This window comes from Lysobacter sp. KACC 24251 (assembly GCF_057747755.1).
Genome location: NZ_CM173222.1, coordinates 334,954 through 361,941, shown reverse-complemented (window position 1 = coordinate 361,941; position 26,988 = coordinate 334,954). Strand labels below are relative to the sequence as shown.

25 protein-coding genes are annotated in these 26,988 nt (G+C 68.1%); 18 read left to right on the top strand and 7 right to left on the bottom strand.

Features of this window, described 5'->3' with window-relative positions:
- Window positions 1-33: 33 nt before the first annotated feature.
- The 5 genes from AC3ARF_RS01635 (at window position 34) to AC3ARF_RS01615 (ending at window position 7,198) form a co-directional block, all read left to right on the top strand.
- Window positions 34-1,776, top strand: coding sequence for an endonuclease (locus AC3ARF_RS01635; RefSeq protein ID WP_498931940.1), 1,743 nt, complete (start codon window positions 34-36; stop codon window positions 1,774-1,776).
- A 150-nt stretch (window positions 1,777-1,926) separates the two neighbouring features.
- Window positions 1,927-2,979, top strand: a complete 1,053-nt coding sequence (locus AC3ARF_RS01630) for an NAD(P)-dependent alcohol dehydrogenase (protein ID WP_498929695.1) — start codon at window positions 1,927-1,929, stop codon at window positions 2,977-2,979.
- Between the two features lie 495 nt (window positions 2,980-3,474).
- A complete protein-coding gene (locus AC3ARF_RS01625; protein ID WP_498929693.1) occupies window positions 3,475-5,304 on the top strand; it encodes an HAD-IA family hydrolase in 1,830 nt (609 codons plus the stop codon).
- A 45-nt stretch (window positions 5,305-5,349) separates the two neighbouring features.
- Window positions 5,350-6,357: a 2Fe-2S iron-sulfur cluster-binding protein gene (locus tag AC3ARF_RS01620; protein WP_498929691.1), complete on the top strand. Its 1,008-nt coding sequence runs from the start codon at window positions 5,350-5,352 to the stop codon at window positions 6,355-6,357.
- 10 nt (window positions 6,358-6,367) lie between these two features.
- A complete protein-coding gene (locus AC3ARF_RS01615; protein ID WP_498929690.1) occupies window positions 6,368-7,198 on the top strand; it encodes a nucleotidyltransferase family protein in 831 nt (276 codons plus the stop codon).
- An 83-nt stretch (window positions 7,199-7,281) separates the two neighbouring features.
- Here the strand turns inward: AC3ARF_RS01615 and AC3ARF_RS01610 are convergent, their stop codons facing one another.
- Complete coding sequence (locus AC3ARF_RS01610; RefSeq protein WP_498929688.1) at window positions 7,282-7,911, bottom strand: Rossmann-fold NAD(P)-binding domain-containing protein; 630 nt, start codon at window positions 7,909-7,911, stop codon at window positions 7,282-7,284.
- A 19-nt stretch (window positions 7,912-7,930) separates the two neighbouring features.
- Window positions 7,931-8,437, bottom strand: coding sequence for a M48 metallopeptidase family protein (locus AC3ARF_RS01605; RefSeq protein ID WP_498929686.1), 507 nt, complete (start codon window positions 8,435-8,437; stop codon window positions 7,931-7,933).
- 75 nt (window positions 8,438-8,512) lie between these two features.
- On the opposite strand from AC3ARF_RS01605, the gene AC3ARF_RS01600 reads away from it, so the two are divergent.
- Window positions 8,513-9,067: a DUF2058 domain-containing protein gene (locus tag AC3ARF_RS01600; RefSeq protein WP_498929684.1), complete on the top strand. Its 555-nt coding sequence runs from the start codon at window positions 8,513-8,515 to the stop codon at window positions 9,065-9,067.
- A 118-nt stretch (window positions 9,068-9,185) separates the two neighbouring features.
- On the opposite strand, the gene AC3ARF_RS01595 is transcribed toward AC3ARF_RS01600, so the two are convergent.
- From AC3ARF_RS01595 to AC3ARF_RS01585, 3 genes are all read right to left on the bottom strand, one after another.
- On the bottom strand, window positions 9,186-9,971 hold the full coding sequence (locus tag AC3ARF_RS01595; protein ID WP_498929682.1) for a TSCPD domain-containing protein: 786 nt from the start codon (window positions 9,969-9,971) through the stop codon (window positions 9,186-9,188).
- Window positions 9,972-10,067: 96 nt separating this feature from the next.
- A complete protein-coding gene (locus AC3ARF_RS01590) occupies window positions 10,068-10,655 on the bottom strand; it encodes a hypothetical protein (RefSeq protein WP_498929680.1) in 588 nt (195 codons plus the stop codon).
- A 178-nt stretch (window positions 10,656-10,833) separates the two neighbouring features.
- The gene (locus tag AC3ARF_RS01585; RefSeq protein WP_498929678.1) at window positions 10,834-12,987 is read right to left on the bottom strand and encodes an adenosylcobalamin-dependent ribonucleoside-diphosphate reductase; all 2,154 of its coding nucleotides are present in this window, start codon (window positions 12,985-12,987) and stop codon (window positions 10,834-10,836) included.
- Between the two features lie 596 nt (window positions 12,988-13,583).
- On the opposite strand from AC3ARF_RS01585, the gene AC3ARF_RS01580 reads away from it, so the two are divergent.
- From AC3ARF_RS01580 to AC3ARF_RS01530, 11 genes are all read left to right on the top strand, one after another.
- The gene (locus AC3ARF_RS01580) at window positions 13,584-15,014 is read left to right on the top strand and encodes a Do family serine endopeptidase (RefSeq protein ID WP_498929676.1); all 1,431 of its coding nucleotides are present in this window, start codon (window positions 13,584-13,586) and stop codon (window positions 15,012-15,014) included.
- A gap of 25 nt (window positions 15,015-15,039) precedes the next feature.
- Entirely contained in the window at window positions 15,040-15,402 is a 363-nt protein-coding gene (locus AC3ARF_RS01575) for a hypothetical protein (protein WP_498929674.1), read from the top strand.
- Between the two features lie 3 nt (window positions 15,403-15,405).
- The gene (locus AC3ARF_RS01570) at window positions 15,406-15,972 is read left to right on the top strand and encodes a phage holin family protein (RefSeq protein WP_498929672.1); all 567 of its coding nucleotides are present in this window, start codon (window positions 15,406-15,408) and stop codon (window positions 15,970-15,972) included.
- 9 nt (window positions 15,973-15,981) lie between these two features.
- Window positions 15,982-16,365: a hypothetical protein gene (locus tag AC3ARF_RS01565; protein ID WP_498929671.1), complete on the top strand. Its 384-nt coding sequence runs from the start codon at window positions 15,982-15,984 to the stop codon at window positions 16,363-16,365.
- Window positions 16,366-16,381: 16 nt separating this feature from the next.
- Complete coding sequence (locus tag AC3ARF_RS01560; RefSeq protein ID WP_498929669.1) at window positions 16,382-17,530, top strand: AI-2E family transporter; 1,149 nt, start codon at window positions 16,382-16,384, stop codon at window positions 17,528-17,530.
- 111 nt (window positions 17,531-17,641) lie between these two features.
- On the top strand, window positions 17,642-18,346 hold the full coding sequence (locus AC3ARF_RS01555) for an HAD family hydrolase (RefSeq protein ID WP_498929667.1): 705 nt from the start codon (window positions 17,642-17,644) through the stop codon (window positions 18,344-18,346).
- 4 nt (window positions 18,347-18,350) lie between these two features.
- Window positions 18,351-19,721, top strand: a complete 1,371-nt coding sequence (locus AC3ARF_RS01550; protein ID WP_498929664.1) for a leucyl aminopeptidase family protein — start codon at window positions 18,351-18,353, stop codon at window positions 19,719-19,721.
- A gap of 118 nt (window positions 19,722-19,839) precedes the next feature.
- Window positions 19,840-21,087 carry an efflux RND transporter periplasmic adaptor subunit gene (locus tag AC3ARF_RS01545; protein WP_498929662.1) on the top strand — a complete coding sequence of 416 codons (1,248 nt, stop codon included), beginning with the start codon at window positions 19,840-19,842 and terminating at the stop codon, window positions 21,085-21,087.
- Between the two features lie 4 nt (window positions 21,088-21,091).
- Complete coding sequence (locus AC3ARF_RS01540) at window positions 21,092-21,793, top strand: ABC transporter ATP-binding protein (RefSeq protein ID WP_498929660.1); 702 nt, start codon at window positions 21,092-21,094, stop codon at window positions 21,791-21,793.
- A 3-nt stretch (window positions 21,794-21,796) separates the two neighbouring features.
- A complete protein-coding gene (locus AC3ARF_RS01535) occupies window positions 21,797-22,957 on the top strand; it encodes an ABC transporter permease (RefSeq protein ID WP_498929658.1) in 1,161 nt (386 codons plus the stop codon).
- Between the two features lie 69 nt (window positions 22,958-23,026).
- The gene (locus AC3ARF_RS01530; RefSeq protein ID WP_498929656.1) at window positions 23,027-24,229 is read left to right on the top strand and encodes an ABC transporter permease; all 1,203 of its coding nucleotides are present in this window, start codon (window positions 23,027-23,029) and stop codon (window positions 24,227-24,229) included.
- A 28-nt stretch (window positions 24,230-24,257) separates the two neighbouring features.
- Here AC3ARF_RS01530 and rarD read toward each other — a convergent pair whose 3' ends face one another.
- Window positions 24,258-25,181 (bottom strand): EamA family transporter RarD, encoded by a 924-nt coding sequence (gene rarD / locus AC3ARF_RS01525; protein ID WP_498929655.1) that lies wholly within the window; start codon window positions 25,179-25,181, stop codon window positions 24,258-24,260.
- Window positions 25,178-26,107: a drug/metabolite exporter YedA gene (gene yedA / locus AC3ARF_RS01520; protein ID WP_498929653.1), complete on the bottom strand. Its 930-nt coding sequence runs from the start codon at window positions 26,105-26,107 to the stop codon at window positions 25,178-25,180. The genes rarD and yedA overlap by 4 nt, the downstream gene beginning before the upstream one ends.
- Before the next feature lie 221 nt (window positions 26,108-26,328).
- Here yedA and AC3ARF_RS01515 point away from each other — a divergent pair, with 221 nt between their 5' ends.
- Window positions 26,329-26,820 carry an Lrp/AsnC family transcriptional regulator gene (locus tag AC3ARF_RS01515; RefSeq protein ID WP_498929650.1) on the top strand — a complete coding sequence of 164 codons (492 nt, stop codon included), beginning with the start codon at window positions 26,329-26,331 and terminating at the stop codon, window positions 26,818-26,820.
- Window positions 26,821-26,988 lie beyond the last annotated feature (168 nt).

Here is a 26,988-nt window from a genome sequence, read left to right as displayed (position 1 = left end):
GGAAGGGTTTGCATGTCCACACATCCACATCGCATGGCGCGCCGGCTGTTGGTCCTCGCGCTGGCGGCATCGCCGCTGGCAGCGTCCGCCGACGTCTTCATCAACGAACTGCATTACGACGACGCCACCAGCAGCGGCGACGTCGGCGAGAAGGTCGAAGTGGTGGCCACCGCGGGCGAAAGCCTTAGCGGCTATCGCATCTACCTGTACAACGGCGCCACGCCGTCGGCGGCGACGTCCTATGACAATGACCTGGTGCCCACCGGCAGCCTGGTGACCTGCGGCGGCACGGTGCGCATCGCCACCGTGAGCTACCCCAGCAATGGCATCCAGAACGGTGCGCCGGATGCCATCGCGCTGGTCAACGGCAGCGGCCAACTGGTGCAGTTCATCAGCTACGAAGGCACGGTCACCGGCTCCAGTGGCCCTGCGGCCGGCCGCACCAGCACCAACCTGCCCGTGTCCGAAACCGGCTCGACGCCAGCGGGTACCTCGCTGCAACTGGGCGGCAGCGGCAGCACGTATGCCAACTTCAGCTGGAAGGCATCAGCGACGCAGACCTTTGGCGCGTGCAACAACGGCCAGAGCTTCGCCGCGGCCAACCCGGCGCCGACGGTCGTGTCCACCTCGCCGGCCAACGGCGCGACCGGCGTGGCCCCGGCCACCGACCTGGTCGTGACCTTCAGCGAGTCGGTGGGACTCACCAGCGGTGCCTTTGCCCTGCAGTGCAGCCAGAGCGGCGCGGTGGGTCTGACCCATCCGGCCAGTGGCACCAGCTTCACCATCACCACCGGCGCCACGCTGGCGGGCGGCGAAAGCTGTGCCTTCACCATCGACGCGAGCAAGGTGTTCGATGCGGGTGGCGCATCCCCCGCGCAGAACACGGTGGCCAACTTCACCGTGGCCAGCAGCGGCGGCACCGGCTACTACTCGCGGGTAAACACCAGCAGCGCCAGCCAGCTGCGCTGCTCGCTGCACGAGACCATCAAGGGCCACACCGCCTACCCGTACAGCGCCAGCACCACCGACACCTGGGACATCCTCGAGATCGCCGACGAAGACCCGAACAACGCGGGCCGCATCCTCGACGCCTACCGCAACCGCAGCTACATCAAGGGCAGCGAGCGCGCGGGCACAGGCACCGGCATCACCTACAACCGCGAGCACACCTGGCCGAACTCGCTGGGCTTTGGCAGCGCCACCGGTGACAAGGGCCTGCCCTACGCGCCGTACACCGACACCCACATGCTGTACCTCACCGACACCACCTACAACGCCGACCGCGGCAACAAGCCCTATGCCAATTGCGCGCTTTCCGGCGGATGCGGCGAGCGCGCCACCGAGGCCAATGCAGGCTTTGGCGGCGGCAGCGGCGTGTACCCGGGCAACTCCAACTGGGTGAAGGGGCCGGACGGCAACGGCGGCTCGTTCGAGGTGTGGGGCCACCGCAAGGGCGACATCGCGCGCGCGGTGCTGTACATGGCGATCCGCTACGAAGGCGGTGTGCATCCGACCCATGGCCAGGGAGAGCCCGACCTGGAGTTGACCGACGACCGCAGCAAGATCGTCATCACCTCCGCCTCCCCCGCGTACATGGGCCTGCTGTCCACGCTGCTGGCCTGGCACCAGGCGGATCCGGTCGACGCCGCCGAGCGCGAACGCAATGAAGTGATCTACAGCTTCCAGGGCAACCGCAACCCGTTCATCGACCACCCGGAGTGGGCAAGCCCGGCGCTGTTCACCTCCAGCAAGCCCGCCAGCTGCCAGCTCAACTGAGCCCGCAGGAGTGACAGGGAAAGGCCCGGGTACCGTCCCGGGCCTTTCTCCGTTTTCGTATTTCCGCATGGGGTCTCGCGACAGCCACGCCAGGCGACGGCGCCGGTCGCATAATCAACCGGCACCCCCACGCCCCCACCGGAGCCACGCATGACCACCAAGGCCTACGGCGCCCACGCTGCCGACAAACCGCTCGAAGCTCTCGACATCCAGCGCCGCGCCCCCGGCGCGCACGACGTGCAGATCGACATCGCCTACTGCGGCGTGTGCCATTCCGACCTGCACACGGTACGTTCGGAATGGGGCGGCACGTTGTACCCCTGCGTGCCCGGCCACGAGATCGTGGGCCATGTCACCGCCGTCGGCAGCGATGTGAGCGGCTTCAAGGTTGGCGACACCGTTGGCGTCGGCTGTCTGGTCGACAGCTGCCAACGTTGCCACGCCTGCGACGAGGGCCTGGAGCAGTACTGCGAGAACGGGTTCACCGGCACCTACAACAGCGCCACCCCTGACGCGCCGGGCCACACGCTGGGTGGCTATTCGCAGCGCATCGTGGTCCATGAGAAGTTCGTGCTGCGCATCCGTCACCCCGAAGCGCAACTGGCCGCCGTCGCGCCACTGCTGTGCGCCGGCATCACCACCTGGTCGCCGCTGCGTCACTGGAACGCGGGCCCGGGCAAGAAGGTCGGCATCGTCGGCATCGGCGGACTGGGGCACATGGGCATCAAGCTGGCGCACGCGATGGGCGCGCACGTGGTCGCCTTCACCACCAGCGAGAGCAAGCGCCAGGACGCGCATGACCTGGGCGCGGACGAAGTGGTGGTGTCGCGCAACACCGACGAGATGAAGGCACACACCGGCAGCTTCGACTTCATCCTCAACACCGTGGCCGCCAGCCACGACCTGGATGCCTACACCCGCCTGCTCAAACGCGACGGCACGCTGTGCCTGGTCGGCGTGCCGGAGCATGCGCACCCCAGCCCGAACGTGGCCGCGCTGATCTTCGGGCGCAAGGCGATCGCCGGCTCGCTGATCGGCGGCATCGCCGAGACGCAGGAGATGCTGGATTTCTGCGCCGAGCACGGCATCGTCTCCGACATCGAGCTGATTCCGGTGCAGCAGATCGACGCCGCGTACGAGCGCATGGTCAAGAGCGACGTGAAGTACCGCTTCGTGATCGACAGCGCGACGTTGGCGGCGTAAGCCGCACAGGCCGAGGATGCCGCCGGGGTTCTCGCCCGGCGGCATCGTCACCGTGCGGCGGCCGCGCGGAAGCTCGCCTCGCGCAGGCCACCGCATCCAGCCCGCGTCGCGGCACCTGTGCCGCGACCGGCCCACGCATGCACCACCGCGAACGGCGACGCACCCCCTGCGGGCTGTGCGCACCCCTGCCGCAAGGCCCAAGACAACGGTCTGGTTGCGTGCTATATATCCGCCCCTTCATCGATGTACTGCACGCGCTCAACGGACTGAGACCGCGTTTCCCAACCCGGGAAACTGGCTGACAGGCGGGCGCGGAATCTCAAAGGAATGGGACATGCGTAAGACCACCGCCACACACTGACGGGCGCCTCGCCGCCCACTTGCCCGCATCGGGCCATCACTCGCCCCTTCCGCTCGCCGTTCTCGGCGCGGACGCGCGGGCGTTCAACACCATTCCGTTCGACGTGCATGTGCGCGCCGGCGAGGAGTACCCCCGTGGTTCAGGCCGTACTGTTTGATCTCGATTTCACCTTATGCGACGCCTCTGATGGCATCCGCCTGTGCGTTGAGCACGCATTGACCACGATGGGCAAGCCATTGCCCGAACCGGAACGGATCAGGCGCTCGATCGGCCTGTCGTTGCCCGAGACATACCGCTTCCTCACCGGCGACCACGGAGCCGATGCGGCCGAACGCGAATTCGAAAGCCACTTCCTGACAGCGGTTCCCACCCACCTCACCGCCAACACCCGCCTGTACCCCGGCGTGGCTGACACCCTCGCCCAGTTGCGCGGCTACGGGCTGCGCACTGCGCTGGTGACCTCCAAGTACCGGGAGGCCGTGGAGGAACTGCTGGAACGCCACGCGCTGGCGCCGCTGTTCGACTGCGTGGTGGGTGGCGACGATGTCAGCGCCACCAAGCCCAGCCCCGAGGCGCTGGCGCTGTGCTGCCAGACCCTGGACGTGGACCACTATGTCTACATCGGCGACAGCCATGTTGACCTGCAGGCGGTCAGCAACCACGGCCAAGGCCACTTCCTTCCGGTGCTGACGGGGACCGTCGCCCGCGCCGACTTCGAGCAGGCGGGCGTCACCGCGGCCATCGAGCACATTGCCGCGGCGCCCCAGGCCGTGGCCGAACGGCTGTGGCCCGCGCCGGCTGCGTATGGCGAACTGCAGGCCCAGGTTGACCGGATGGTCAGCCGGCTGGGGGGCTACTGGAGCGCCCCCAGCGCCATGCTGCGGGTCATCGAGGAACTGGGCGAGCTGGGCGCCGCCCTGCGGGCAGGGGACGTGCAGGAGATCGCCGATGAGATGGCGGACCTCTTCGTCATCACCACCTGCCTGGCCAACCAGTACTGCGCGGTGCTGCCGGAACGCCACGACGTGCTGGCCCCGGAAGCGGTCGCGGCCCTACCGGCCCTGGGCGCGCAGGACAGCCTGGCCGCGCTGCTGGAGATCGCTGGCGAGCTCGCCCGGCGGGTGAATGCCTATGACGGCGACAAACCGCCCAAGGCAAGCGAAGCGCACGAGACGGTGGAAATGCTGGTGGCGCGCTTCCACGCGCGGCTGATGCGGCTGGGCGCGACCCTGCACCTGCGGATCACCGACCAGATCCAGTCCAAGATCGATGCGTGCATGGCGCGCGACGCCTCGCGTTTTGCCAGCAAGTTCGACCCCGCCGCTTCCCCGGTGCTGACGGGTTTCCGGCACGTGCAGCAGCAGACCAGTTGCCCCTTCGCGAAGCGGGCGAAGGTGTGGGGCGCGCCGCAATGGGACGACGGGATCGGCTTTGCTGCCAACGTGGTCGCCATTGCACCGCATCTGCGCCGCTTCGCCCGCATCTCGCGGCACGAAGGGCTCGACGTGTTCGTGGTCGCTCTGCCTGACCACGCCGGCGCGACGCTGGACGCCCTGCAGGAGAGCACCTTCCGGCTGCTTGACGGGTTCACGCGCCTAGAAGACAGTCGCGGCCTCGTGCCTGATGACGTGGGCGTGGCCGGGTGGCAGTTCACCTTCGGCGGTGAGCGCTTTTTCGTGACCACGCACGCGGCGTGCTACCCGCGCAGCCACTCCCGGCATGCGTACGGCTGCGGGCAGACGTTGTTCGCCTTCCACCCCGAGCACTCGTTCGACTCGCCCCGATTCAACGTCAACGGCCCTGTCTTCCACAACGTGGTGCAGAAGCTGTTCGCCAACAACGGACAGGCCTATGCGGACGGTGCCGCCATGCGCACGCGGGTGGAGGCGGCGAAGTACGTCAAGCCGCTCAACCTGGACGATGCCGTCGTCGAATGGTGGCGCACGTCATCCACCGCCCACTGAGGCGCCCCCCGCCGCGCCGCCCACAGACCCAGTAGCAGCACACAGATGATTCAATGGATTGAAGCCGAGATCGTCGGCAGGATCGAGGAGGCGACGGACGCCGTATCCCTGATGATCCGCCCGGCCGTGGACTTTGCGTTCCGCCCGGGCGACCACGTGGGCATCCGTACCTGGATCGATGGCCTACCGCTGGTCCGCACCTACACGGTGTCGGACGCGCCGCGCCCGGGAGAACCGTTCCGGATCACCTTCCGTCGCGTGCCGGATGGGCGCATGACCGAGGACCTGTGGCGGAACGGCGTGTCGGGCAGGCGCATCGGCGTGTCCCGCCCGTTTGCCGGCATGGACTTCTCCCACCTGCCCGCGAGCAACGTGGTCTTCGTGGCGGGAGGCAGCGGCATCACCCCCTTCCAGTCCTGCCTGGAAGGCATCGCCGGCAACACGCCGGCCATGCTGAAGCTGGTTTACGTCACCCGATCACTGCAGGAGTGCATCTTCCTGCCCAAGCTGCAGCAGTTGGCCCGCGCGCATGCCTGGTTCAAGCCCGAGTTGTTCGTGACCCGGGTTGCCGCCACCCAGGCACCGCTGGACGGGCTGCCCGTGCACTGGCGTCGCCCACACCTGGACGACCTCGCCGAACGCATGATCGGCGCAGACCGCACGTACTGCGTCGGGCCGACGGGACTGATCGCATCGGCCCGGCAGGCGCAGGCTCGCGCGGGCCTCTCGCCCGAGCGCATGCAGACCGAGACCTTCGTGCCGCGGGTGCCGGATGAAGGCGACTCAGGTGACATTCGCATCGAGGTCAACGGCGCGCCCGCATTGACCACGCGCAAGGACCGCAGCCTGCTCGAAGCGCTGGCCGATAGCGGCATCCACCTGGGCTCGGGCTGCGGCGCCGGCCTGTGCCAGACGTGCAAGGTGCAGGTGGTGCGCGGGCAGGTACGACACATGGAAACCTCCACGCTGTCCAGCGCGGAACGTGCCAAGGGCTACTGCCTGGCGTGCACGGCCGTGCCGGTCTCGGACGTGGCGATACGCACCATCAACTAGGAACAAAGCCATGAACCAAGCTTTCCGCACCGACCTGGCACTGGATGAAACGCTGGTCCGGGCCGACCTGCAGCGGCGCCTGAACAGCGCCCCGGAGTTGCGCGTCAATCACATCTACGAAAGGCTGCTGGATGCGGGCATCGGGTGCTACATCGTCGGCGGCGCGGTGCGCAACTGGGCGCAGGGCCTGCCGGCGCGCGACCTGGACATCGCCATCACCACGCCCATCCAGGAGGCGATGAAGGCGCTGGAGGGCGTGACGGCCGGGGTCAAGACCAAGGTCAATGAAAGTTTCGGGCTGACCTACGTGCTGGGCGACGTGGACTCGGTCGACGTGACCATCATGCGCAACTGCGACGACATCGATGGGGAGATCGACGACGTCACCTTCAGGGGCGGCGCCACGCTGGTGCAGGATGCGTTGTCCCGGGATTTCACCATCAACACGTTCTATTACTGCCTTGGGACGAACACCATCCTCAACCCGTTCCCCTCGGCGAAGCAGGACCTGGAGGATCGGGTTGCCCGCCTGATCATGGACCCGCGCAAGACCGCCGTGGACTACCGCATCGGCATCCGGCTGGTGCAGTTCCTCTCACGCGGCTACGCACTTTCTGCGGAGTCGGCCGAAGTGCTGCAGGCCAAGCTGGAGCCGGACGTACTGAGGTTCGACGACTTTGGCTACTGGATGGATATCTACGTGCCCAGCACCCAGCCGAACTATCCGGCCTTCAAGCAGCTGATGTACGCCCACACCACCAGTGCGGCCGCGCATGCGCGCCTGGGGCAGTGGTTCGAGGACATGGAACGTGATGCGCGCCCGCAGGCGTCCGCGGCCTGAGGGCGCCCGGTAGGTGAACTCGGAATCCGCGGGCTCGATGCGTTACGTGGGATGTCCCGGCGCGATGGACAGCCCGCCGGTGCTCAGACCATGTGCGCCGATGCCACAACGTGGACGCCCGGCGTGGCACTGACGGCCGCCTGCAACAAGCGCCGTGCAATCTGGTCCGCCGGATTGATCCGCCAACGGCGCGGCAGCAGCGGCCGCAGGGCTCCGAGCGCCAACAGTCCCACACGCTCACCGGGGCGAAACTCCTCGCGCTGGCCGCCAATCAGGCCAGGCCGGACCAGTGTCAGCGAACGGAAGCCGACGTCGGCCAGCTCACGCTCCACTTCGCCCTTGACCCGGTTGTAGAACACGCGCGAGTTGGGATCGGCGCCCAATGCGGAGTTGAGCACGAAGGTCGGCGTTCCATGCCGGCGCGCCAAGCGCGCCACGGTCAAGGGATAGTCATGATCGACGCGGCGAAACGCCTGCTCGGATCGCGCCACCCGCATGGTAGTACCCAACGTGCAGATGACGGCGTCGGCTTGCCACCACGGTGCACCCTCTGGCAGGGCATCGAAATCAACAATGGGGGCCACCAGTTTGGGCGCGGCGTTCATCGCGCGACGCACCGGCGCAACGACCGTTTCGACTTCCGGGTGCACCAGCGCCTGGGCCAGGACGTGGCGTCCCACCAGACCCGTTGAACCCACCAGGAGCAGCTTCATCGTTCCATCCTCGCACTATTCACGGGGCGATGGACGGCACCACATCCAGCTGCGTCAGGTAGAGGCGCAGATCGAACTCCAGCTGGTGGTAGTCAGGCGCCATGTGCGTGCACAACTGGTAGAACGCCTTGTTGTGCTCGGCTTCCTTCAGGTGTGCCAGCTCATGCACCACGATCATCTTCAGGAACTCCGCGGGCGCATCGCGGAACACACTGGCGATCCGGATCTCGCGGCTGGCCTTGAGCTTGCCGCCGTGCACCCGCGAGATGGCCGTATGGGTGCCGAGCGCGTGCTTCATCACCTGCAGTTTGCCGTCGTAAAGCACCTTCCCCAGCGGCACCGACTTGCGCAGGTGCCGGTCCTTCAGCGCCTGGACGTAGTCATAGAGCTGGCCGTCATTGCGCACCGCGTGGGCCTGGCCGTACTTGTCGGCCAGCATCGGGCCTAGCCGACCTTGCGCGATCAGCGCGTGCACCCGCTCCAGGATGTGCGGCGGGTAACCGGCAAGGTATTTCAAGGGCTGCATCGGCAGGCAGATCGAGGGCGGGCGGTGGGCACGGCAGGTATCATGGGCCGGAAACCCTGAACAAGACACTGCAACATGGCGAAGGCGAATCCGCTACAGGAACAGCTGCTCAAGGCGGGCCTGGTCAAGAAGTCCAAGGTGGCCGAGGTGGCGCGCGAGCAGAACAAGGCCCGGCATGCCAAGGGCCCGGCCGCGCCGAACGAGATCCAGCTGGAAGCCGAGCGGGCGCGGGCCGAGAAGGCGGAGCGCGACCGCGCGCTGGAGGCGGAGCGCAAGGCCCAGGCACGCGCCAACGAGTTACGGGCCCAGGCGCGGCAGATCGTTGAAGACCGGAAGGTGCCGCGCACGGGTGAGAGCGAGTATCGCTTTACGGCCGACGGCGCCATCCGCACGCTGCTGGTCAACGATGACCTGCGCAAGCAATTGGCGTCAGGCGCGCTGGTGATCGCACGTCTGGGCGAGCGTTACGAGCTGTTGCCGCGCGTAGCGGCCGAGAAGGTGCGGGAACGCGATGCCAGCATGATCGTGCTGGATCATGGGCAGGCGGCGGGCACCGAGCAGGCGGCCGCGACGTCCGAGGACGATGCGTACTACGCGCAGTTCAAGGTGCCTGACGATCTGATCTGGTGACAGTGCAACGGGGGCCGCTCCCCCGCTGTCCTCGATAATTCCGGGTGGTCCGAACCCCACCAGAGAAAAGAAAAGGGCCCACCGGGCCCTTTCTTCTTGTTTCGATCCTACGCCACCCTCACCCGCACTTGCTGTAACCGCAGTTCAAGCAAGTCGCACACCCATCCATGATCACCACGGCCTTCTGGCTGCACTTGTGGCACATGGTGGCCGACGGCGGGAACGAGGCGCCTTCGCCGGTGACCGCCACGTCCTCGCTTCGCGGGGCTTCGGCCACCTTTGGCTCGGGGAACAGGTCGGTTACGTCAGAGTTTTTTTTTGAGCGGTCTTCGTACGCGCGGCGCTTCTCGGCGATCAGCGCGCGCTGCTCCGGGCTCATTTCCGGGTCGTGCAGCATGCCGATCGACTTGAGGTGGTCCTCGACAATCGCGCCCAGTTCGGCCACCAGCGACGGCATGTACACGCCACCGGCCTTGAAGTAGCCGCCGCGCGGGTCGAACACGGCCTTCATTTCCTCGACCACGAAGGTCACGTCGCCGCCCTTGCGGAATACGGCGCTCATGATGCGGGTCAGCGCCACGATCCACTGGAAGTGGTCCATGTTCTTCGAGTTGATGAAGATCTCGAAGGGGCGGCGCAGTTCGTGCTCGGTGCCGGCATTGAGCACGATGTCGTTGATCGTCACGTACAGGGCGTGCTCGAACAGCGGCGATTTGATCTTGTAGGTGCTGCCGATCAGGATTTCCGGGCGCTCGATGCGCTCGTGCATCTGGATGACGTTGTCGGCCGGGGCCTCAACCGGCGCGGCGCTCTTGGCAGCCTCCGCCTGGGCCTGCTGCTTGGCCTTGTCCTCGGGCGTCACGACGCTGTAGCCCTTGATTTTCTTGTCGATCTTGACGGCCATCGGCCCTGCTCCTGATGCGGTATTGCGGCTGTGTTGCGGTGTGGGGTGGTCCGGGCCTCCCCTGCAACGCAGGGGAGGTTCGGTACCGGGACGTGCTTACTTCTTCTTGGCGGCCTTCTTCGCGACCTTCTTGGCGGGACGCTTGGCTACCTTCTTCGCGGCCTTCTTGGCCGGCGCCTTCTTGGCTACCTTCTTGACCGCCGCCTTGCGTGCGGTGGTCTTCCTGGCGACCTTCTTCGCAGCCTTCTTGGCCGTTGCCTTGCGGGCGGTCGTCTTCTTGGTGGCCTTCTTGACGGCCTTCTTCACTGCCTTCTTGGCCGCGGCCGTCCTGGCGGTCGCCTTCTTCGCCACCTTCTTGGCGGCCTTCTTCACCGCCGCCTTCTTGGCGGTGGCCTTCTTGGCAGCCTTCTTGGTGGCCTTCTTGGCGGCGGTCTTCTTGCCGGTGGCCTTGGCCTTCAGCACCTTGGCCTCCTTCTTGGCGGCGGCGCTGGCGCTGGCGAGCTTCTTCTTCGCCGTACCGACGGCCTTCTTGGCCGCCTTGCGTGCCTTGGTCGCGGTCTTCTTGACCTTGGACACGGCGCCTTCGGCGGTGTGGGCAATCGCGGAGCCGATGTTGCTGGCGGTTTCCATCACGTTCTCGGCGGCCTGGTTCAGGGTCGCCGTCACTCCATTACCGTTGCTCATGCAGCCCTCCTTGCGGGCATATGCGTACAGAAGTTGGGTGTTACCGGAGCGATGCTATACCTGCTGCGCGTGCAACGCGCTGTGAAGCGCGCGCACGCGGGGCCAGGAACGTGACCACGGAACCGGCCCGGTTTCCGCGCGGGGCGTTGCGGTCGCCCCCAACCGTGATCCGCAAGGATCAGAACTTGCCGTAATAGCCTTCCTTCAAGGCATCGAACAGGTTGGCGGCGGTGTGCATCTCGCCGTCGTATTCGATCTGTTCGTTGCCCTTGACCTCCAGCACCGTGCCATCTTCCAGCTCGAAGCGGTAGGTGGTGTTCTCCAGGTCGGCTTCCTTGACCAGCACGCCCTGGAAGGCGGCCGGGTTGAAGCGGAACGTGGTGCACCCCTTCAGGCCCTGCTGGTGGGCGTAGGTGTAGATGTCCTTGAAGTCCTCGTACGGGTAATCGGTCGGGACGTTGGCGGTCTTGGAGATCGAGCTGTCCACCCACTTCTGCGCGGCGGCCTGCACGTCCACGTGTTCCTTGGGCGTGATGTCGTCGGCGGAGATGAAGTAGTCCGGCAGCTTGGCGGCCTCGTCCTCGGCAAACGGCATGGCCTTGGGGTTGACCAGCTCGCGGTAGGCCAGCAGCTCGAACGAATAGACGTCGACCTTTTCCTTCGACTTCTTGCCTTCGCGGATCACGTTGCGGCTGTAGTGGTGCGCGAACGAAGGCTCGATGCCGTTGGAGGCGTTGTTGGCCAGCGACAGGCTGATGGTGCCGGTCGGGGCGATGGAGCTGTGGTGGGTGAAGCGCGCGCCGACGTCGGCCAGCTCGTCCACCAGTTCCGGGGCCACGCTGGCCACGCGTTGCATGTAGCGGCTGTACTTGGCGTGCAGCACCTTCCCGGGGATTTCCTGGCCGATCTTCCAGCCGTCCTTCACCATCTCCGGGCGCTTGCGCAGCATCTCGGCGGTGACGGCAAAGCGCTCTTCCATGATCGGCGCCGGGCCCTTTTCCTTGGCCAGCTCCAGGCCCATCTCCCAGCCGGCGACGGCCATCTCGCGGGCGATGCGCTCGGTGAACTCGCACGACTCCTTGGAGCCGTACTTCATCTGCAGCATGGTCACGGTGCTGCCCAGGCCCAGGAAGCCCATGCCGTGGCGGCGCTTGCGCATGATCTCGTCGCGCTGCTGCTGCAGCGGCAGGCCATTGACCTCCACCACGTTGTCCAGCATGCGGGTGAACACGCGCACCACTTCCTTGTACTCCTCCCAGTCGAACTCGGCCTGGTCGGTAAAGGCGTTGCGCACGAACTTGGTCAGGTTGACCGAGCCCAGCAGGCACGCGCCGTACGGCGGCAGCGGCTGCTCGCCGCACGGGTTGGTGGCGCGGATGTTCTCGCACCACCAGTTGTTGTTCATCTCGTTGACGCGGTCGATCAGGATGAAGCCCGGCTCGGCGTAGTCATACGTCGAGACCATGATCATGTCCCACAGGTGGCGGGCACGGATGTGGCCGTAGATCTTGCAGGCCACCAGGCCGTCGTCGCGGGTGATGTAGTTGCGGTGCGCCGGCCAGTCGCGCCAGACCACCTGGGTGGCGTCGGCCAGGTCCAGGTCGTCCTTTTCCTTGATGTTGACCGGGAACACGAGCGGCCAATCGGCGTCGTTGTGCACGGCCTCCATGAAGCCGTCGGTGATCAGCAGCGACAGGTTGAACTGGCGCAGGCGGCCGTCCTCGCGCTTGGCGCGGATGAAGTCCTTCACGTCCGGGTGCGACACGTCGAAGGTGCCCATCTGCGCGCCGCGACGGCCACCGGCCGAGGACACGGTGAAGCACATCTTGTCGAAGATATCCATGAAGGACATCGGGCCGGAGGTGTACGCGCCGGCGCCGGCGACGAACGCGCCGCGCGGGCGCAGCGTGCTGAACTCGTAGCCGATGCCGCAGCCGGCCTTCAGCGTGAGGCCGGCCTCGTGCACCTTCTCCAGGATGCCGTCCATCGAATCCTCGATGGTGCCCGACACGGTGCAGTTGATGGTCGAGGTGGCGGGCTTGTGCTCCAGCGCGCCGGCGTTGGAGGTGATGCGGCCGGCGGGGATGGCACCGCGGCGCAGCGCCCAGGTGAAGCGCTCCTGCCAGTACTGCTGCTTCTCGGCGGTCGGCTCGGCCTCGGCCAGCGCCTTCGCCACGCGCTGGTAGGTGCCGTCGATGTCGGCATCCAGGGCCTCGCCGGTCTTGGTCTTCAGCCGGTACTTCTTGTCCCAGATGTCCGTGGACGCGGGCTGCATCGGGATTTCCCTGGCTGTGGTGACCATCTTTACCGCCTCGAGGCGCACGGTGCTCATGCCTGTCCTGTCTCCGTGATTGTGGCTGCGGAGGGCATCCGCAACCATGGTTTCTTGTTGTTCCCGCGCCCGCGGACATCCGCCGACGCGCTTGCCCGCGGCTGCGTCATCCGCGCCGCGTTCGCTGCTGTTTTTCCGGGCCAAAGGTCATGCTGGCTTCGTTCACGCGCCACTCCCCAGGGCCGCACTACCGATCCAAGCGAACCCCTACGACTGGGATTCCCCGCCGACACGACCACAAGATGTAGTGTGCCCCGACGGCATTCGAAACTACCCCCCACCCCGGACGGTGTCAACGGATTTTTGATGGCCGTCTCGTATTGACTTCGCTGTCGCGCAGTCACGGCGCGGGCTGCAACGGGATGGCGCAATTTCCCATCCGACGGCGGCGTGGTGCGCCGCATCACAGAAGCAGCGCGGTTGCCGGAAGCTCGCTACCGGCGACCCAACCGCGCGCCCCCGCACCATCGCCACGCAGCCGGCTTGAACCGCCGGCCTTCAGCCCCGATTGCAGCACCCGATTCGAAACTGAACGCCAACCGCTTATGGTGGGGCCTCGCGCTCCGTGCGGCCCGCCCCCAACCGATGCAACGCCGATGAAGACTTCGACCAAGACGCTGCTCGCCCTGTCCCTTGCCGCCGCCTTCGGCGGTTTCGCCGCCACCGCCATCCGCGAAGGCCTGCGCACCCCGGCCCAGGCCGCGCCATTGCCGGCCGCGACCACGCCGATGACCGCCGCGCTGCCGGCCGCGGTGGGCAGCCAGACGCTGCCCTCGCTGGCGCCGATGCTGGCCCGGGTCACCCCGGCGGTGGTCAGCGTGCACACCAAGCAGCGGGTGCGGGTCAGCCCGTTCGGCAGCGACCCGATCTTCCGCCGCATGTTCCCCGAGCTGACCCAGGAACGGATCAACGAGTCGCTGGGCTCGGGCGTCATCGTCGACGCGCAACGCGGGCTGGTGCTGACCAACCACCACGTGATCGAAGGTGCCGACGCGGTGTCGGTGACCCTGTCGGACGGGCGCACGCTCAAGGCCGACTTCATCGGCTCCGACGCCGACACCGACATCGCGGTGATGCGCATTCCGGCCGACAAACTGCAGGCGCTGCCGCTGGGCGACTCCAACGCGCTGCGCGTGGGCGACTTCGTGGTCGCCGTGGGCAACCCGTTCGGCATCGGCCAGACGGTGACCTCGGGCATCGTCTCCGCCATCGGCCGCAGCGGCCTGCGCGGCTTGGGCTTCCAGAACTTCATCCAGACCGATGCCTCCATCAACCCGGGCAACTCCGGCGGCGCGCTGGTCAACCTCAACGGCGAGCTGGTCGGCATCAACACCGCCAGCTTCAACCCGCGCGGCAGCATGGCCGGCAACATCGGCCTCAGTTTCGCGATCCCGACCAGCCTGGTGCGCAACGTGATGAACCAGCTGGTGGCCACCGGCGAGGTGCGCCGCGGCACGCTGGGGCTGGAGACGCAGGACCTGGATGCGCGCCTGGCCGCCGGCCTGGGCGTGGCCGATGCGCGCGGGGCGGTGGTGACGCGGGTGTTTGGTGGCAGCGCGGCGGCGACCGCGGGCCTGCGCGCCGGCGACGTCATCATCGCCGCCAACGGCGAGCGGGTGGACGGTCGCGACGCGCTGCGCAACTTCGAAGGGCTGCAGGCGGTGGGCAGCCGGGTGACGCTTGACGTGCTGCGCGACGGCAAGCCGCTGAAGCTGGCGACCACGTTGCGCGAGCAGCCGCGCGCGCTGCCGGGCGCCGAGTTGGACGAGCGGCTGGCCGGCGCCACCTTCGCCGAGCTGCCCGAGCGCCTGCGCCAGGCCGGCGAAGGCGGCGTGCTGGTGGAGGCGGTGGCCCGCGGCAGCCGCGCGGCGCAGAATGGCCTGCAGGCCGGCGACCGGATCGTCGCGGCCAGCACCGGCGAGTTCGACGACCTGCCGGGCTTCCGCGCGGGCTTCACACGCGCCCCGGCACAGTTGGTGCTGCGCGTCGTGCGAGGCAACCAACGCGGCGACCTCCCGATGCGCTGACCCCACCCCATAAGGAGCGGTAAGGATGAGCCCGAACGCAACCGATTCGATGAAGTCCAACCTCGGCGAGGCCGGCGGCCAGTTGCGCCAGGCCGCGGTCGATGCCGGCAGTGCACTCAAGGAAGCCGCCAGCGCGGCGGGCGCGGAGCTGAAGGTGGGCAAGGCCAACGTCAAGGCGGACCTGGCGGACAGCGCCCTGGCGGGCATCGCTGCGGCCGAAGAAGCCGGCGGCGCCGCACGCGAGCAGGTCGACGCCCTGATGGACAAGGGCCGCGACCTGATTGAAAGCGCCGCCGAACTGATCCGCGAGCGCCCCCTGGCCTCGTTCGGCGTGGCCTTCGCCGCGGGCTGGATCATCGCCAAGCTGGCCCGCAGCGGCGACAAGTAAGCCATGGGCGCCAGCGGGATGGGGGATGACCGCACCACGCCCAATGACCCCGGGACGGGACCCGCGCCCGACCTGAGGGAGTCGCTGCGCGACGTCGGCGACGCCGGCAAGGCCACGCTGAAGGCGTCGGTCGATGCGGCCAAGGCGTTCCGCACGCTGGTGCTGGCGGATATTTCGCTGGCGCGCAGCGCATTCGGCCGCGCGCTGGCGTTCACCGGGGTGGCCATCGCCTTCGGCGCGTCGGCGTGGCTGCTGCTGATGGCGGCGATGATCGTCTTCCTCAGCAATGGCCTGGGTTGGCCATGGACGCTGTCGCTGCTGCTGAGCGCGGCGATCAGCCTTGCGATCACCGGTTTCGGCGTGTGGAGCGCGATCCGCTACTTCGAACACACCCGGTTGAAGGCGACGCGCCGGCAACTGGCGCGACTGGGCATCGGTGAACTGGCCGACTTCACCCCGGACCCTGGCTCCCCGCAGTCCACCCGGCACGCCACCGAGGCCGCGCCACCGGAAACTCCCGCCGGCGAACCGGTGAAGGACAACCGCGGCGTGGATATCACTCCGCCCTGAGGCACGCCCATGGGATTCGAGCAGCTCATCGAGAAGGTGCACCAGGCCGAGGACGCGCTGGAAGCGCGCGAGCGCGCGGTGGTGGCGCACGTGCGGCACATCAAGGCGTCGTGGCTGTCCGCATGGACGCCCGGGCGCATCGTCGTGGCAGGGCTGGTGAGTGGCTTCTTCGTCGGTCGCGCCCGGCCGCTGCGCGCGGCCGGCAATGGCGGGCAATGGCTGCAGATGGTGACGGCGCTGTCGGGCCTGCTGGCCAGCGGCAGCGCGCAGGTGGCGGCGGCGAGTGCCGATGAGGCCGCCAGCGAGGCCAGTCATGCGGCAGCGGCCGTGGCGCCCCCCACCCCAGTTCCCGCGGCCTCCTCCGGCTCGGATCCCGACCATCCCGATGCCTGATCTCCAGCCGACCGCCATGCCCCCTTCGCCTCCTGCCGCATCCACCCCCGCCGCGCCTCCTGCCACCGGCCGCGACGACGGCTCCGCCAGCGCGCCCCCCGCCGCGCACGCCGAGCTTCCGCCGCGCCCACGCTCCAGCACCGCCGCCATGGTGCTGGCCACGCTGGGCGTGGGTTTCACCCTGTGGGCCACCCAGGGGCTGGTACTGCCGATCCTGTTGGCGATGTTCTTCGCCCTGGTCGGCAACCCGATCATCCGCGGGCTGCAGCGGCTGTACGTCCCGCGTTTCATCGGCGCGCTGGCGGTGTTGTGCGGCGGCATCGCCATCACCGTGCTGCTGGGCAGCCAGCTGGTGGAGCCGGTGGGCGACTGGATGCGCGAGGTGCCGCGCGAGATGCGCAGCGTGGCCCCCAAGCTGCAGCGCATGGTCAAGCCAGTGCAGGAGGCCAACAAGGCCGCCGAGAACATCGCCCGCGCGGCCGGTGGCGAGAGCACCACCAAGCCGGTACAGGTGGTGAAGACCGAGGCCAACGACCCCTACAAGGTCCTGACGACCACGCCGCGCCTGGCCGCCTCGGTGCTGGCGGTGGTGCTGCTCACCTTCTTCTTCATGGTTTACGGCGCCAACCTGCAGAAAAAGGCGCTCGCACTGCTGCCCGGTCGGCAGCAACAGAAACTGACGGTGGAGATCCTGCAATCGATCGAGCGCGAGATCTCCCGCTACGTGCTGACCATCACCGTGATCAACATCGTGGTCGGCCTGGTGTTCGCCGGCGCGCTGGTGATGCTGGGCGTGGACACGCCGGAGGCGCTGATGTGGGGCACGATGGCCGCACTGCTGAACTTCGCGCCGTACGTGGGTCCACTGATCGGCATCATCGTGATGCTGCTGATGGGCTTCGTCAGCTTCGACGAGCCGCTGCAGTCGCTGGCGCCGGCGGCGATCTACCTGCTGCTGCACACGCTGGAGGGCCAGATCATCACGCCCATCGTGCTAGGCAAGCGCATGGCCATCTCGCCGCTGATGCTGATCCTCGCGCTGATGGTATGCGGCTGGCTGTGGGGCATCATCGGCCTGCTGCTGGCGGTGCCGCTGCTGGTCTGCGTGAAGCTGGTGCTGGAGCGGATCGAAGGCCTGGACGGCTGGGCCCGGCTGCTCGAGTGAGGGGTGGCGCGGTCTCACCGTACGTTGCGCCACCCTGAAGTGAACGCGAGCGACCGCCACGGGTAATGCCACGTTCCGCCAGCGCGTGAAGCCGCGGGGTAAAATGGCGGGGTGAGCTTCCCCGTCCGCGCCATCACCCTCGACCTCGACGACACGCTGTGGCCCATCGGCCCCGCGATCAACCGCGCGGAGGAGCAACTGGACGCGTGGATGAAGGCGCACGCCCCGCGCAGCTTCGCCCGCTGGCCGCAAGCCAAGCGCCGCAAGCTGCGCGAACAGGTCGATCTGGAGCGCCCGCACCTGTCGCACGACATGACCGTGCAGCGGCAGTGGATGCTGGAACGCATGCTGGCCGAGGCGGGAGATGACATCGCCCTGATGCCCGCCGCCTACGAGGCCTACTTCGCCGGCCGCTGCGACGTGAAGCACTACGGCGACAGCGTGCCTGCCCTCGACCGCCTCGCTGCGCGCGTTCCGCTTGCGGCGATCAGCAACGGCAACGCCGACCTGCAGCGCATCGGCCTGATGCACCTGTTCCGCTTCCAGCTGGGCGCGCGCGAGCACGGCAGGGCCAAGCCGTCGCCCTGCATCTTCCACGCCGCCTGCGCGCAGTTGGACGTCGCGCCGATGCACGTGCTGCACGTCGGCGATGACCCGGAAGCCGACGTCATCGGCGCGCATCGCGCTGGCCTGCGCACCTGCTGGATCAACCGCGAGCGTCGCACCTGGCCGCGCCGCGACATCCAGCCCGACCTGCAATTCACCAACCTCGCCGCGCTGGCCGACTGGCTGGACGCGACCCACCCCACGAGCTGACCCCATGCCCCTGCCCACCGGTTTCACCGACGCCTCCGCCTCCGCCCTGCCGCTGCACGTGGTCAGCCGCGCCGACTTCGCCGCCTGGCGCGATGCGCAGCCCGCGCACGTCGCGGCGTGGACGCAGGCGCAGGGTTTCGACGGCTGCGCCGGCAGCGCGCTGACCCTGCCCGGCGCGGACGGCCAGATGGCCGGAGCGGTGATCGGCGTGGGCGATGCGCTGGACCCGTATTCCTACGGCCACGCCCCGACCGCGCTGCCCGCACGCGCATGGGCGCTGGCGTCCCCGCTGGTCCCCGAACAACGCGCCGCGCTGCAGCTGGGCTGGGGCCTGGGCAGCTACCGCTTCAACCGCTACAAGCAGCCGCTGCGCCAGCCCGCGCAACTGGTGCTGGACGGTGACACCGCCGAGCTGACCGACGTGCTCGCCGCCTGCCTACGCACGCGCGACCTGATCAACACACCCACCGAGCACATGGGCCCCGACCAGTTGGAACAGGTGGCCTGCGAGATTGCCGAGCGCCACGGTGCGCGCATCGAAGTCATCAGCGGCGACGACCTGCTGGCCAAGAACTTCCCTGCAATCCACGCCGTCGGCCGTGCCAGCCACCGCGCGCCGCGCCTGATCGCGCTGACCTGGGGCGATGCCGCGCACCCGCACGTGGCCATCGTCGGCAAGGGCGTGTGCTTCGACACCGGCGGCCTGGACCTCAAGCCCGCCGACGGCATGCGCAACATGAAGAAGGACATGGGCGGCGCCGCGCATGCCATCGCGCTGGCCGAGCTGGTGATGGCGCGCAAGCTGCCGCTGCACCTGACCCTGCTGGTGCCGGCGGTAGAGAACGCGGTGGGCCCCAACAGCTACCGCCCGGGCGAAGTGATCGCCACGCGCGCCGGCCTCAGCGTGGAGATCGACAACACCGACGCCGAGGGCCGCGTGGTGCTGTGCGATGCGCTGACCTATGCGGGCGAGCAGAAGCCCGCGCTGATCCTGGACTTCGCCACGCTCACCGGCGCGGCGCGCATCGCGCTGGGCCCGGACCTGCCGGCGCTGTTCAGCAACGACGACGCGCTCGCCCAGCAGTGGCTCGACGCCGGCGTGCAGCTGCGCGACCCGCTGTGGCGCATGCCGCTGTGGCGTCCGTACTGGCGCTACCTCACCAGCGGCATTGCCGACATCGCCAACGGCGGCCCGTCGAAGATGGCCGGCAGCGTCACCGCCGCGCTGTACCTGGAGCGCTTCGTGCCCGCGGGGCTGAAGTGGGCGCACCTGGACGTGTACAGCTGGAACGATGCCGACCGCCCGGGCCGTCCGGCGGGTGGCGAGGCACAGGGTCTGCGCGCGGCGTATGCCCTGTTGAAGGCGCAGGCCTGAGGGCACCACCGGGGTGACGTCCTCGAACGCCTTGGACCGGACGAGTTGACTTCCGGCAGGTTGGCGGCGGCCCGCGATCACCGTCACACTGCACGCCATGCCTGTAACGGATGACCGCATGAACCGTCCGCAAGATATGCTGGAGCAGTTGCGCATTGAACGTCGCCCGGGCGCCAAGGGCACCAAGCGCCGGAAATGGCCTTGGTTCGCCGGCGGTGTCGCCGTCCTGCTCGGATTGTTCGTGGTGATGGGCATGAACCGCCCCGTGCCGGTGGACACCGCGCCCGCCCTTGATGCTGCCGACCCGGCCAATGCCTCGGTGCTGGATGCGTCCGGCTACATCGTCGCGCGGCGCATCGCCACGGTCTCCTCCAAGGTCACCGGCAAGGTGCGCGAGGTGCTGATCGAGGAAGGCCAGAAGGTCGAGGAAGGCCAGGTACTGGCGCGGCTGGATCCGCTGGACGCCGATGCCCAGCGCGAACTGGCCGGTGCGCAACTGGCCGCCGCGCGCAGCCAGGCCGCGCAGGTGCAGGCACAGTTGCGCGAGGCGGAAGCACAGGCGGCGCGCCTGCAATCGCTGGTGCGCGACAAGCTGGTCTCGCGCGCGCAGTACGACCAGGCCATCGCCCAGCGCGATGCCCTGCGCGCGCAACTGGCCAGCGTGCAGCGCAACACCAGCGTCGCCGGCCGCCAGCTGCAGGTCGCCGAGATCGGTGTCGACAACACCGTGGTGCGCGCACCATTCGCCGGCGTGGTCACCGCCAAGGCGGCGCAACCGGGCGAGATCGTGTCCCCCATCTCCGCCGGCGGCGGGTTCACCCGCACCGGCATCGGCACCATCGTCGACATGGATTCGCTGGAAGTGCAGGTCGACGTCAACGAGGCCTACATCGGCCGCGTGCAACCGGGCATGCCCATCGAAGCGGTGCTCAATGCCTACCCCGACTGGCGCATCCCCGGCGAAGTCATCGCCATCATCCCCACCGCCGACCGCACCAAGGCCACGGTCAAGGTGCGCATCGCGCTGGCACAGAAGGACCCGCGCATCGTGCCTGACATGGGCGTACGCGTGAGCTTCCTGGAGAAGGCCGGCGCCAACACGCCCAAGCCGGTGGGCGTGTGGATCCCGGCCAAAGCCATCGTCCTGCCGGATGGAACCGATCCAAAGGCCGCCGAACGGGCCAAGAGCGGGTATGTCTTCGTCGTGGCCGACGGCAAGGCCACGCGTCGCGAGGTGCAGTTGGCCGAAGTGCGCGACGCCGACCGCCATGTCGTCGCCGGGCTCAAGCCCGAGGAGGCGGTGGCGCTGGACCCCGCCAAGCTGCGCGAGGGCCAGCGCGTGACCACCGCCGCGGACAAGCGGTGAACCCATGGATGCGCGCCCGCTGGTACAGATCCGCGACCTGACCAAAACCTACGAGCGCGGCAAGCAGCGTATCGAGGTGCTGCACCACATCAACCTCGACATCCCGCACGGCGACTTCGTCGCGCTGATGGGGCCGTCGGGCTCGGGCAAGACCACCCTCCTCAACTTGATCGGCGGGCTGGACTCGCCCACCGATGGCGACCTGCGCGTGGATGGCGTGGCCATCGACGACCTCGACGGCGACGCACTGGCTGCCTGGCGCGCCGAAACCGTGGGCTTCATCTTCCAGAGCTACAACCTGATGCCGGTGCTGACCGCGCAGAAGAACGTTGAGCTCCCGCTGCTGCTCACCGACATGGGCGCCGCCGAACGCGCGCGCAGAGCCTCCGTGGCGCTGGAGCTGGTAGGGCTCGGCGATCGCGCCCGGCACAAGCCCAACGAGCTTTCCGGCGGCCAGCAGCAGCGCGTGGCCATTGCCCGTGCGCTGGTCTCCGACCCGCTGCTGCTGATCTGCGATGAACCCACCGGCGATCTGGACCGCAAGACCGCCGACGAGGTGCTCACGCTGCTGCAGCAACTAAACCGCGAGTTCGGCAAGACCATCGTGATGGTGACCCACGACCCCAAGGCGGCCGACTACGCCAAGCACACCGTGCACCTGGACAAGGGCACCCTGGTCGATGAGCCGGCGGCAGGCTCGCACTGAGCCATGGTGCGCAAATACCTGCCACTGGTGTGGGGCTCGCTGTTCCGCAAGAAGACGCGGACCGGCTTCACCCTCGCCTCGCTGACCGCGGCGTTCCTGCTGCTGGGGCTGCTGCAGGCGGTGAACTCGCTGTTCAATTCCGGCGCGGACTTCCTCGGCGCCAACCGGCTGATCGTGCAGGCCAAGACCAGCTTCACCCAGCCTCTGCCGATGCGCATGCTGCCGCAGCTGGAAGCGGTGCCGGGCGTGGAGCGCGTGGCCACCTCGCAGTTCTTCGGTGGCCAGTACCGCGACGAGCGCGCCGGCTTCCCGCAATTCGCGGTGATCCCGCAGCGCCTGCGCGACACCTATCCCGAATGGGTCATGCCCGAGGACCAGTGGCGCGCGTTCGTCTCCACCCAGGACGGTGCCATCGTCGGCCGCAACCTCGCCGACAAGTATGACTGGAAGCTCGGCGACATCGTGCCGCTCAACAGCTTCATCTGGACCAAGGCCGACGGCAGCCGGATCTGGGAGTGGCGCATCGTCGGCATCTTCGATGGCCGCGATGCCAAGTGGCAGGAGCAGGCGGGCATCATGTACCTGCACTACGGGCAGTTCGACGAGGCGCGCAGCGAGCGCGCTAAGGGGCTGGCCGGCGTGTTCATCGTGCGCGTGGCCGATCCGCTGGATTCGCCCCGCGTAGCGGCGGAGATCGACCGTCGCTTCGCCAACTCCGCCGACGAGACCAAGACCCAGAACGAGCAGGACTTCCAGCTCGGGTTCCTGCGTCAGTTCGGCGACATCGGCTTCATCATGAACGCCATCTCCGGCGCGGTGTTCTTCACCATCCTGATCCTGACCGGCTTCACCATGAGCCAGGCAGTGCGCGAGCGCATCCCCGAGCTGGCGGTGCTCAAGTGCCTGGGCTTCACCGACCGCACCGTGCTGTGGCTGGTGCTGGCCGAGGCGCTGTTGCTCTGCGCACTGGGCGCCGCGCTGGGCATGGGGCTGGCGGCGGTGATCACCGCGCACCTGCCCCCCGAATTCCCGCCGCTGCAGCCCGACCGCCGGGTGTGGCTGTTCGTGACCGCCGCGGTGCTGGTGCTGACCGCCGCCGTCGGCCTGCCGCCCGCGCTGCGCGCGATGCGGCTGAAGATCGTCGATGCGCTGGCGGGACGCTGACATGGGCATTCACGACGCTTGCGCAATCCACGCCCGCAGTCACGGCACGGACCTTTCGGGACGGCAACGATGAGCGGCCGCCAGCAGAACGCGCTCCGGCAGATCCGCGAGATCGTGCTGATGAACCTGCAGAGCATCCCGCAACGTTGGGGCGCCTCGCTGGTGATCGTGGTGGGTATCGCCGGCGTGGTCGCGGTGCTGGTGGCGATGCTGTCGATGTCCGCCGGCCTTACCCGCACCCTCGGCACCACCGGGCGCATGGACCGCGCCGTGGTGCTGCGTGGCGGCAGCACCGCGGAACTGTCCAGCTTCCTCGACCGCGCGCTGGTCACCCTGATCAAGCAGGACCCGGCCATCGCCCGTGGTCGTGACGGCTTGCCGCTTGCGTCCGGGGAGATCATCGTGATCACCGAGGTGGCGCGCAAGGGAGAGAGCGGCGGCACCAACGTGACCCTGCGCGGCGTGGAGCCCAACGCCTTCGAACTGCGCCCCGAACTGTCGCTGGTGCAGGGACGGCGCTTCCGTCCCGGATTGCAGGAACTGCTGGTGGGCGTGGCCGCACAACGCCAGTTCGACGGACTGGACGTCGGACGCACCCTGCGCTTCAAAGGCTCGGACTGGCGCATCGTCGGCGTGTTCGAGTCCGACGGCGACGGCCACGAGTCGGAACTGTGGGCCGACACCGAATCGGTGCAGAACGCCTTCGACCGCAGCGGCTACTCCTCGGTGCTGGCGCAGATGACCAGCCTGGCGGCCTTCGATGGATTCCGCGAACGGCTGAAGAACGATCCGCAGCTCACGGTCGATGTGGAGCCGGAGCTGGAGTACTTCAGCAAGCAGTCCGAAACGCTGACCTTCCTGATCCGCCTGCTGACCAACGTCATCACCGTGATCATGGCGATCGGTGCGTTGTTTGGCGCACTCAACACCATGTACTCCGCGGTGTCGGCACGCACCCGGGAGATCGGCACGCTGCGCGCACTCGGATTTGGTCGCCTGGCGGTGATCGCCTCGGTGATGGCCGAGGCATTGGTGCTGGCGGTGGCAGGTGGCATGCTGGGTGCGTTGCTGGCCTACCTGTTGTTCAACGGCTACAGCGTGTCCACGCTCAGCCCGGGCTCGTTCACCCAGGTGGCGTTCAATTTCGCGGTGACGCCCGCGCTGCTGGTGCAGGGGCTGGCGTGGGCGCTGCTGATCGGCTTTCTCGGCGGGTTGATGCCGGCGCTGCGGGCGGCGCGGATTCCGGTGACGGAGGCCCTTCGGGCCACCTGAGGATCAAGCCATACGCTGTCAGTGCGCGTTACCGTTCCATGGGCGTTGCAGGCACGGACACGCGACGTCGCGACTGGCGCCAGCCATCAACCGCAAACACCGCCAACCCTACCCAGATCAGCGCAAAGCCGAGCATCCGCTCGCGCGGGAATGCCTCGCCGAATACCAGCGCGCCAATCAGCAGCTGCAACGTCGGGGCAATGTATTGCAGCATGCCAACCACCGTGTACGGCACGCGGCGTACGGCGAAGGCGAAGCCGATCAGCGGCAGCGCGGTCAACGCGCCCGCCAGCACCAGCAGCAGGTCTATGCCCAGGCCCCAACCGGACAGGAAGTGGCCCTGCCCGGACGCCTCCAGCCACACCAGCGCGGCCAGCGCCGGGAGGAACAGGTACGCGCCTTCCACGCCCAGCCCAATCACCGCGTCCACCGCCAGGATCTTGCGCAGCAGGCCATACGCCGCGAAAGAAAACGCCAACCCCAACGCGATCCACGGCACCTGGCCCAGCGCCACGGTCAACCACAACACGCCCGCGCCGGCGAGGCCCACCGCCACCCACTGCATCGCGTTGAGCCGCTCGCGCAGCAGCAGCACGCCCAGCACCACGTTGACCAGCGGGTTGATGTAATAGCCCAGGCTGCCTTCGATCACGTGGCCGGCATTCACCGCCCAGATGTACAGGCCCCAGTTGAAGGTGATCAGCACGCTGGTAACCCCCAGCATCGCCGCGGCACGCGGCCGCGCCTTCACCTTGCGCCACCAGCCCCCGCCCTGCTTCACCACCAGCCACAGCGCCACCAGCAGCGCGCTCCACACCACCCGGTGCAGCACGATCTGCAGCGACGGCACCGCCTTGAGCAGATGCCAGTACAGCGGCATCAGCCCCCACAGCACGAACGAGGCCACCGCGCCCCACAAGCCGGCGCGGTCGATGGGAGTGCCGGGGCTCATGCCGCGGGCTCGGATTCGGCCGGCGGTTCCGCGGGCTTGGCCGCGCGCGCTTTGGCCAGGGTGATGATCACCACGCCGGCCAGGATCACCGCCATCGCCCCGATGTCGTGCGAGGTGAACCGTTCGCCTGCCAGCAGCGCGCCGAATAGCACCGCGATGGGCGGATTGACGTAGGCGTAGCTGGTGGCGAGCGCGGGCCGCACGTGGTGCAGCAGCCAGATATAGGCGGTGAAGCCGAAGATCGAACCCGCCACCACCAGGTACAGCAACGCAGCCGTGGCGCCGCCCGAGGGCATGCCGTCGAAGCGCTCGCCAGTGACCAGCGCCGCCAGCAACATCCATACGCTGCCGGTGAGCATCTGCCCCGCGGCCGACATGAAGGGACCGGGCAGGTCCTGGTCGCGGCTCCAGATCGAGCCCCATGCCCAAGCGATGGGCGCTATCACCAGGCACACAAGCCCCAGCGTCGACGACGACAGCGCGCTGCCCGCGTTGAGCCAGATGACGCCGAGGAAGCCCACCACCAGGCCGACCCACTCGATCTTCGACGGATGGCGCCCGCGCAACATCGCGAACACGCCGGCGAACAACGGCATCGACGCCACCGCGATGGCCGCGAGCCCCGAGCCGACCTCGGTCTCGGCGAGGTTCACCAGGCCGTTGGACAGCAGCACCATCCAGATCGACAGCACCCACAGCGTGCGCCACTGCTTGGCGGTGGGGCGTGTCTCGCCGCGTGCGCGCAGCACTGCATACATGACTGCGCCAGCCAGGGCCATGCGGATGGCGCCGAGCAGGAACGGCGGGTAGCTCTCAAGCGCGAAGCGGATCGCAAGGTAGGTGGAACCCCACAGGATGTAGACGGACGCCAGCGCGATGGCGATGGCGGCGGCCGAAGCGGAGTGGGCGGAAACGGCGGTGCTCATGCGGGAAGGACGCTCGGAAAGGGTCTGGATCGGAGGTGGTGTCGCCGGCGGACCCGACCGCCCAGCAACCCGCACCTGGAATTCCGCGCACGCCCGGCCCGCCGGGCCGGTCACTCCTGCGGACCGGGCTCCGGCGCCAGACAGGCGACGAGTGGAGTCAGCGTAGCCGCTGCCCGCGCACGCCGGTTGAAAATTCATGCGCCATCGCGCAAGAATTTTGCATGAACCAGCCACCGTCGCTCGACGAGTTCGACCATCGTCTACTGGAGCTGCTACAGCGCAACACCGATACCACCCTGACCGCACTGGGCGAGTCGGTGGGCCTGTCGGCCAGCGCCGTGCAACGGCGCATCACCCGCTACCGCGCCAGCGGCCTGCTGCGGCAGGTTGGGGTGCTGGACGCGCGCCAGCTGCCCAGCGTCACTCTCGCCTCGGTGCTGGTGGCGATGGAACGCGAAGGCGCCAAACGCCACGCCGCGTTCACCGCGCGCATGCGCGCCGCGCCCGAGGTGCAGCAGTGCTATGTGCTGGCCGGCGATTGGGATTACCTGGTGATCCTCGCCACCACCAGCCTGGCGCACTGCCGCGAGGTCGCCGAACGGCTGTTCGTGGACGAAGGCACCATCCGTCGCTATGAGACGCGGATGGTGTTCGACGTGGTCAAGGCGGGGTTGCAGTTGCCGACGCGGGTGGCGGCGCGGCGGCGGAAGTGAACGGTGCTGCGCATAAGATGTCGGTTCTCGTATCAGCACCAACGTCTCCCTCCTCGCTGCTCTGCTGTTCCGGGTTGGCGACGCAGAGTAGCCTCCAGGGTTGAGGAGACCGAGATACGAACCGTATCCTCGCGTCATTGAGGGTCCCTGACGAAGTATCCGCGCTCC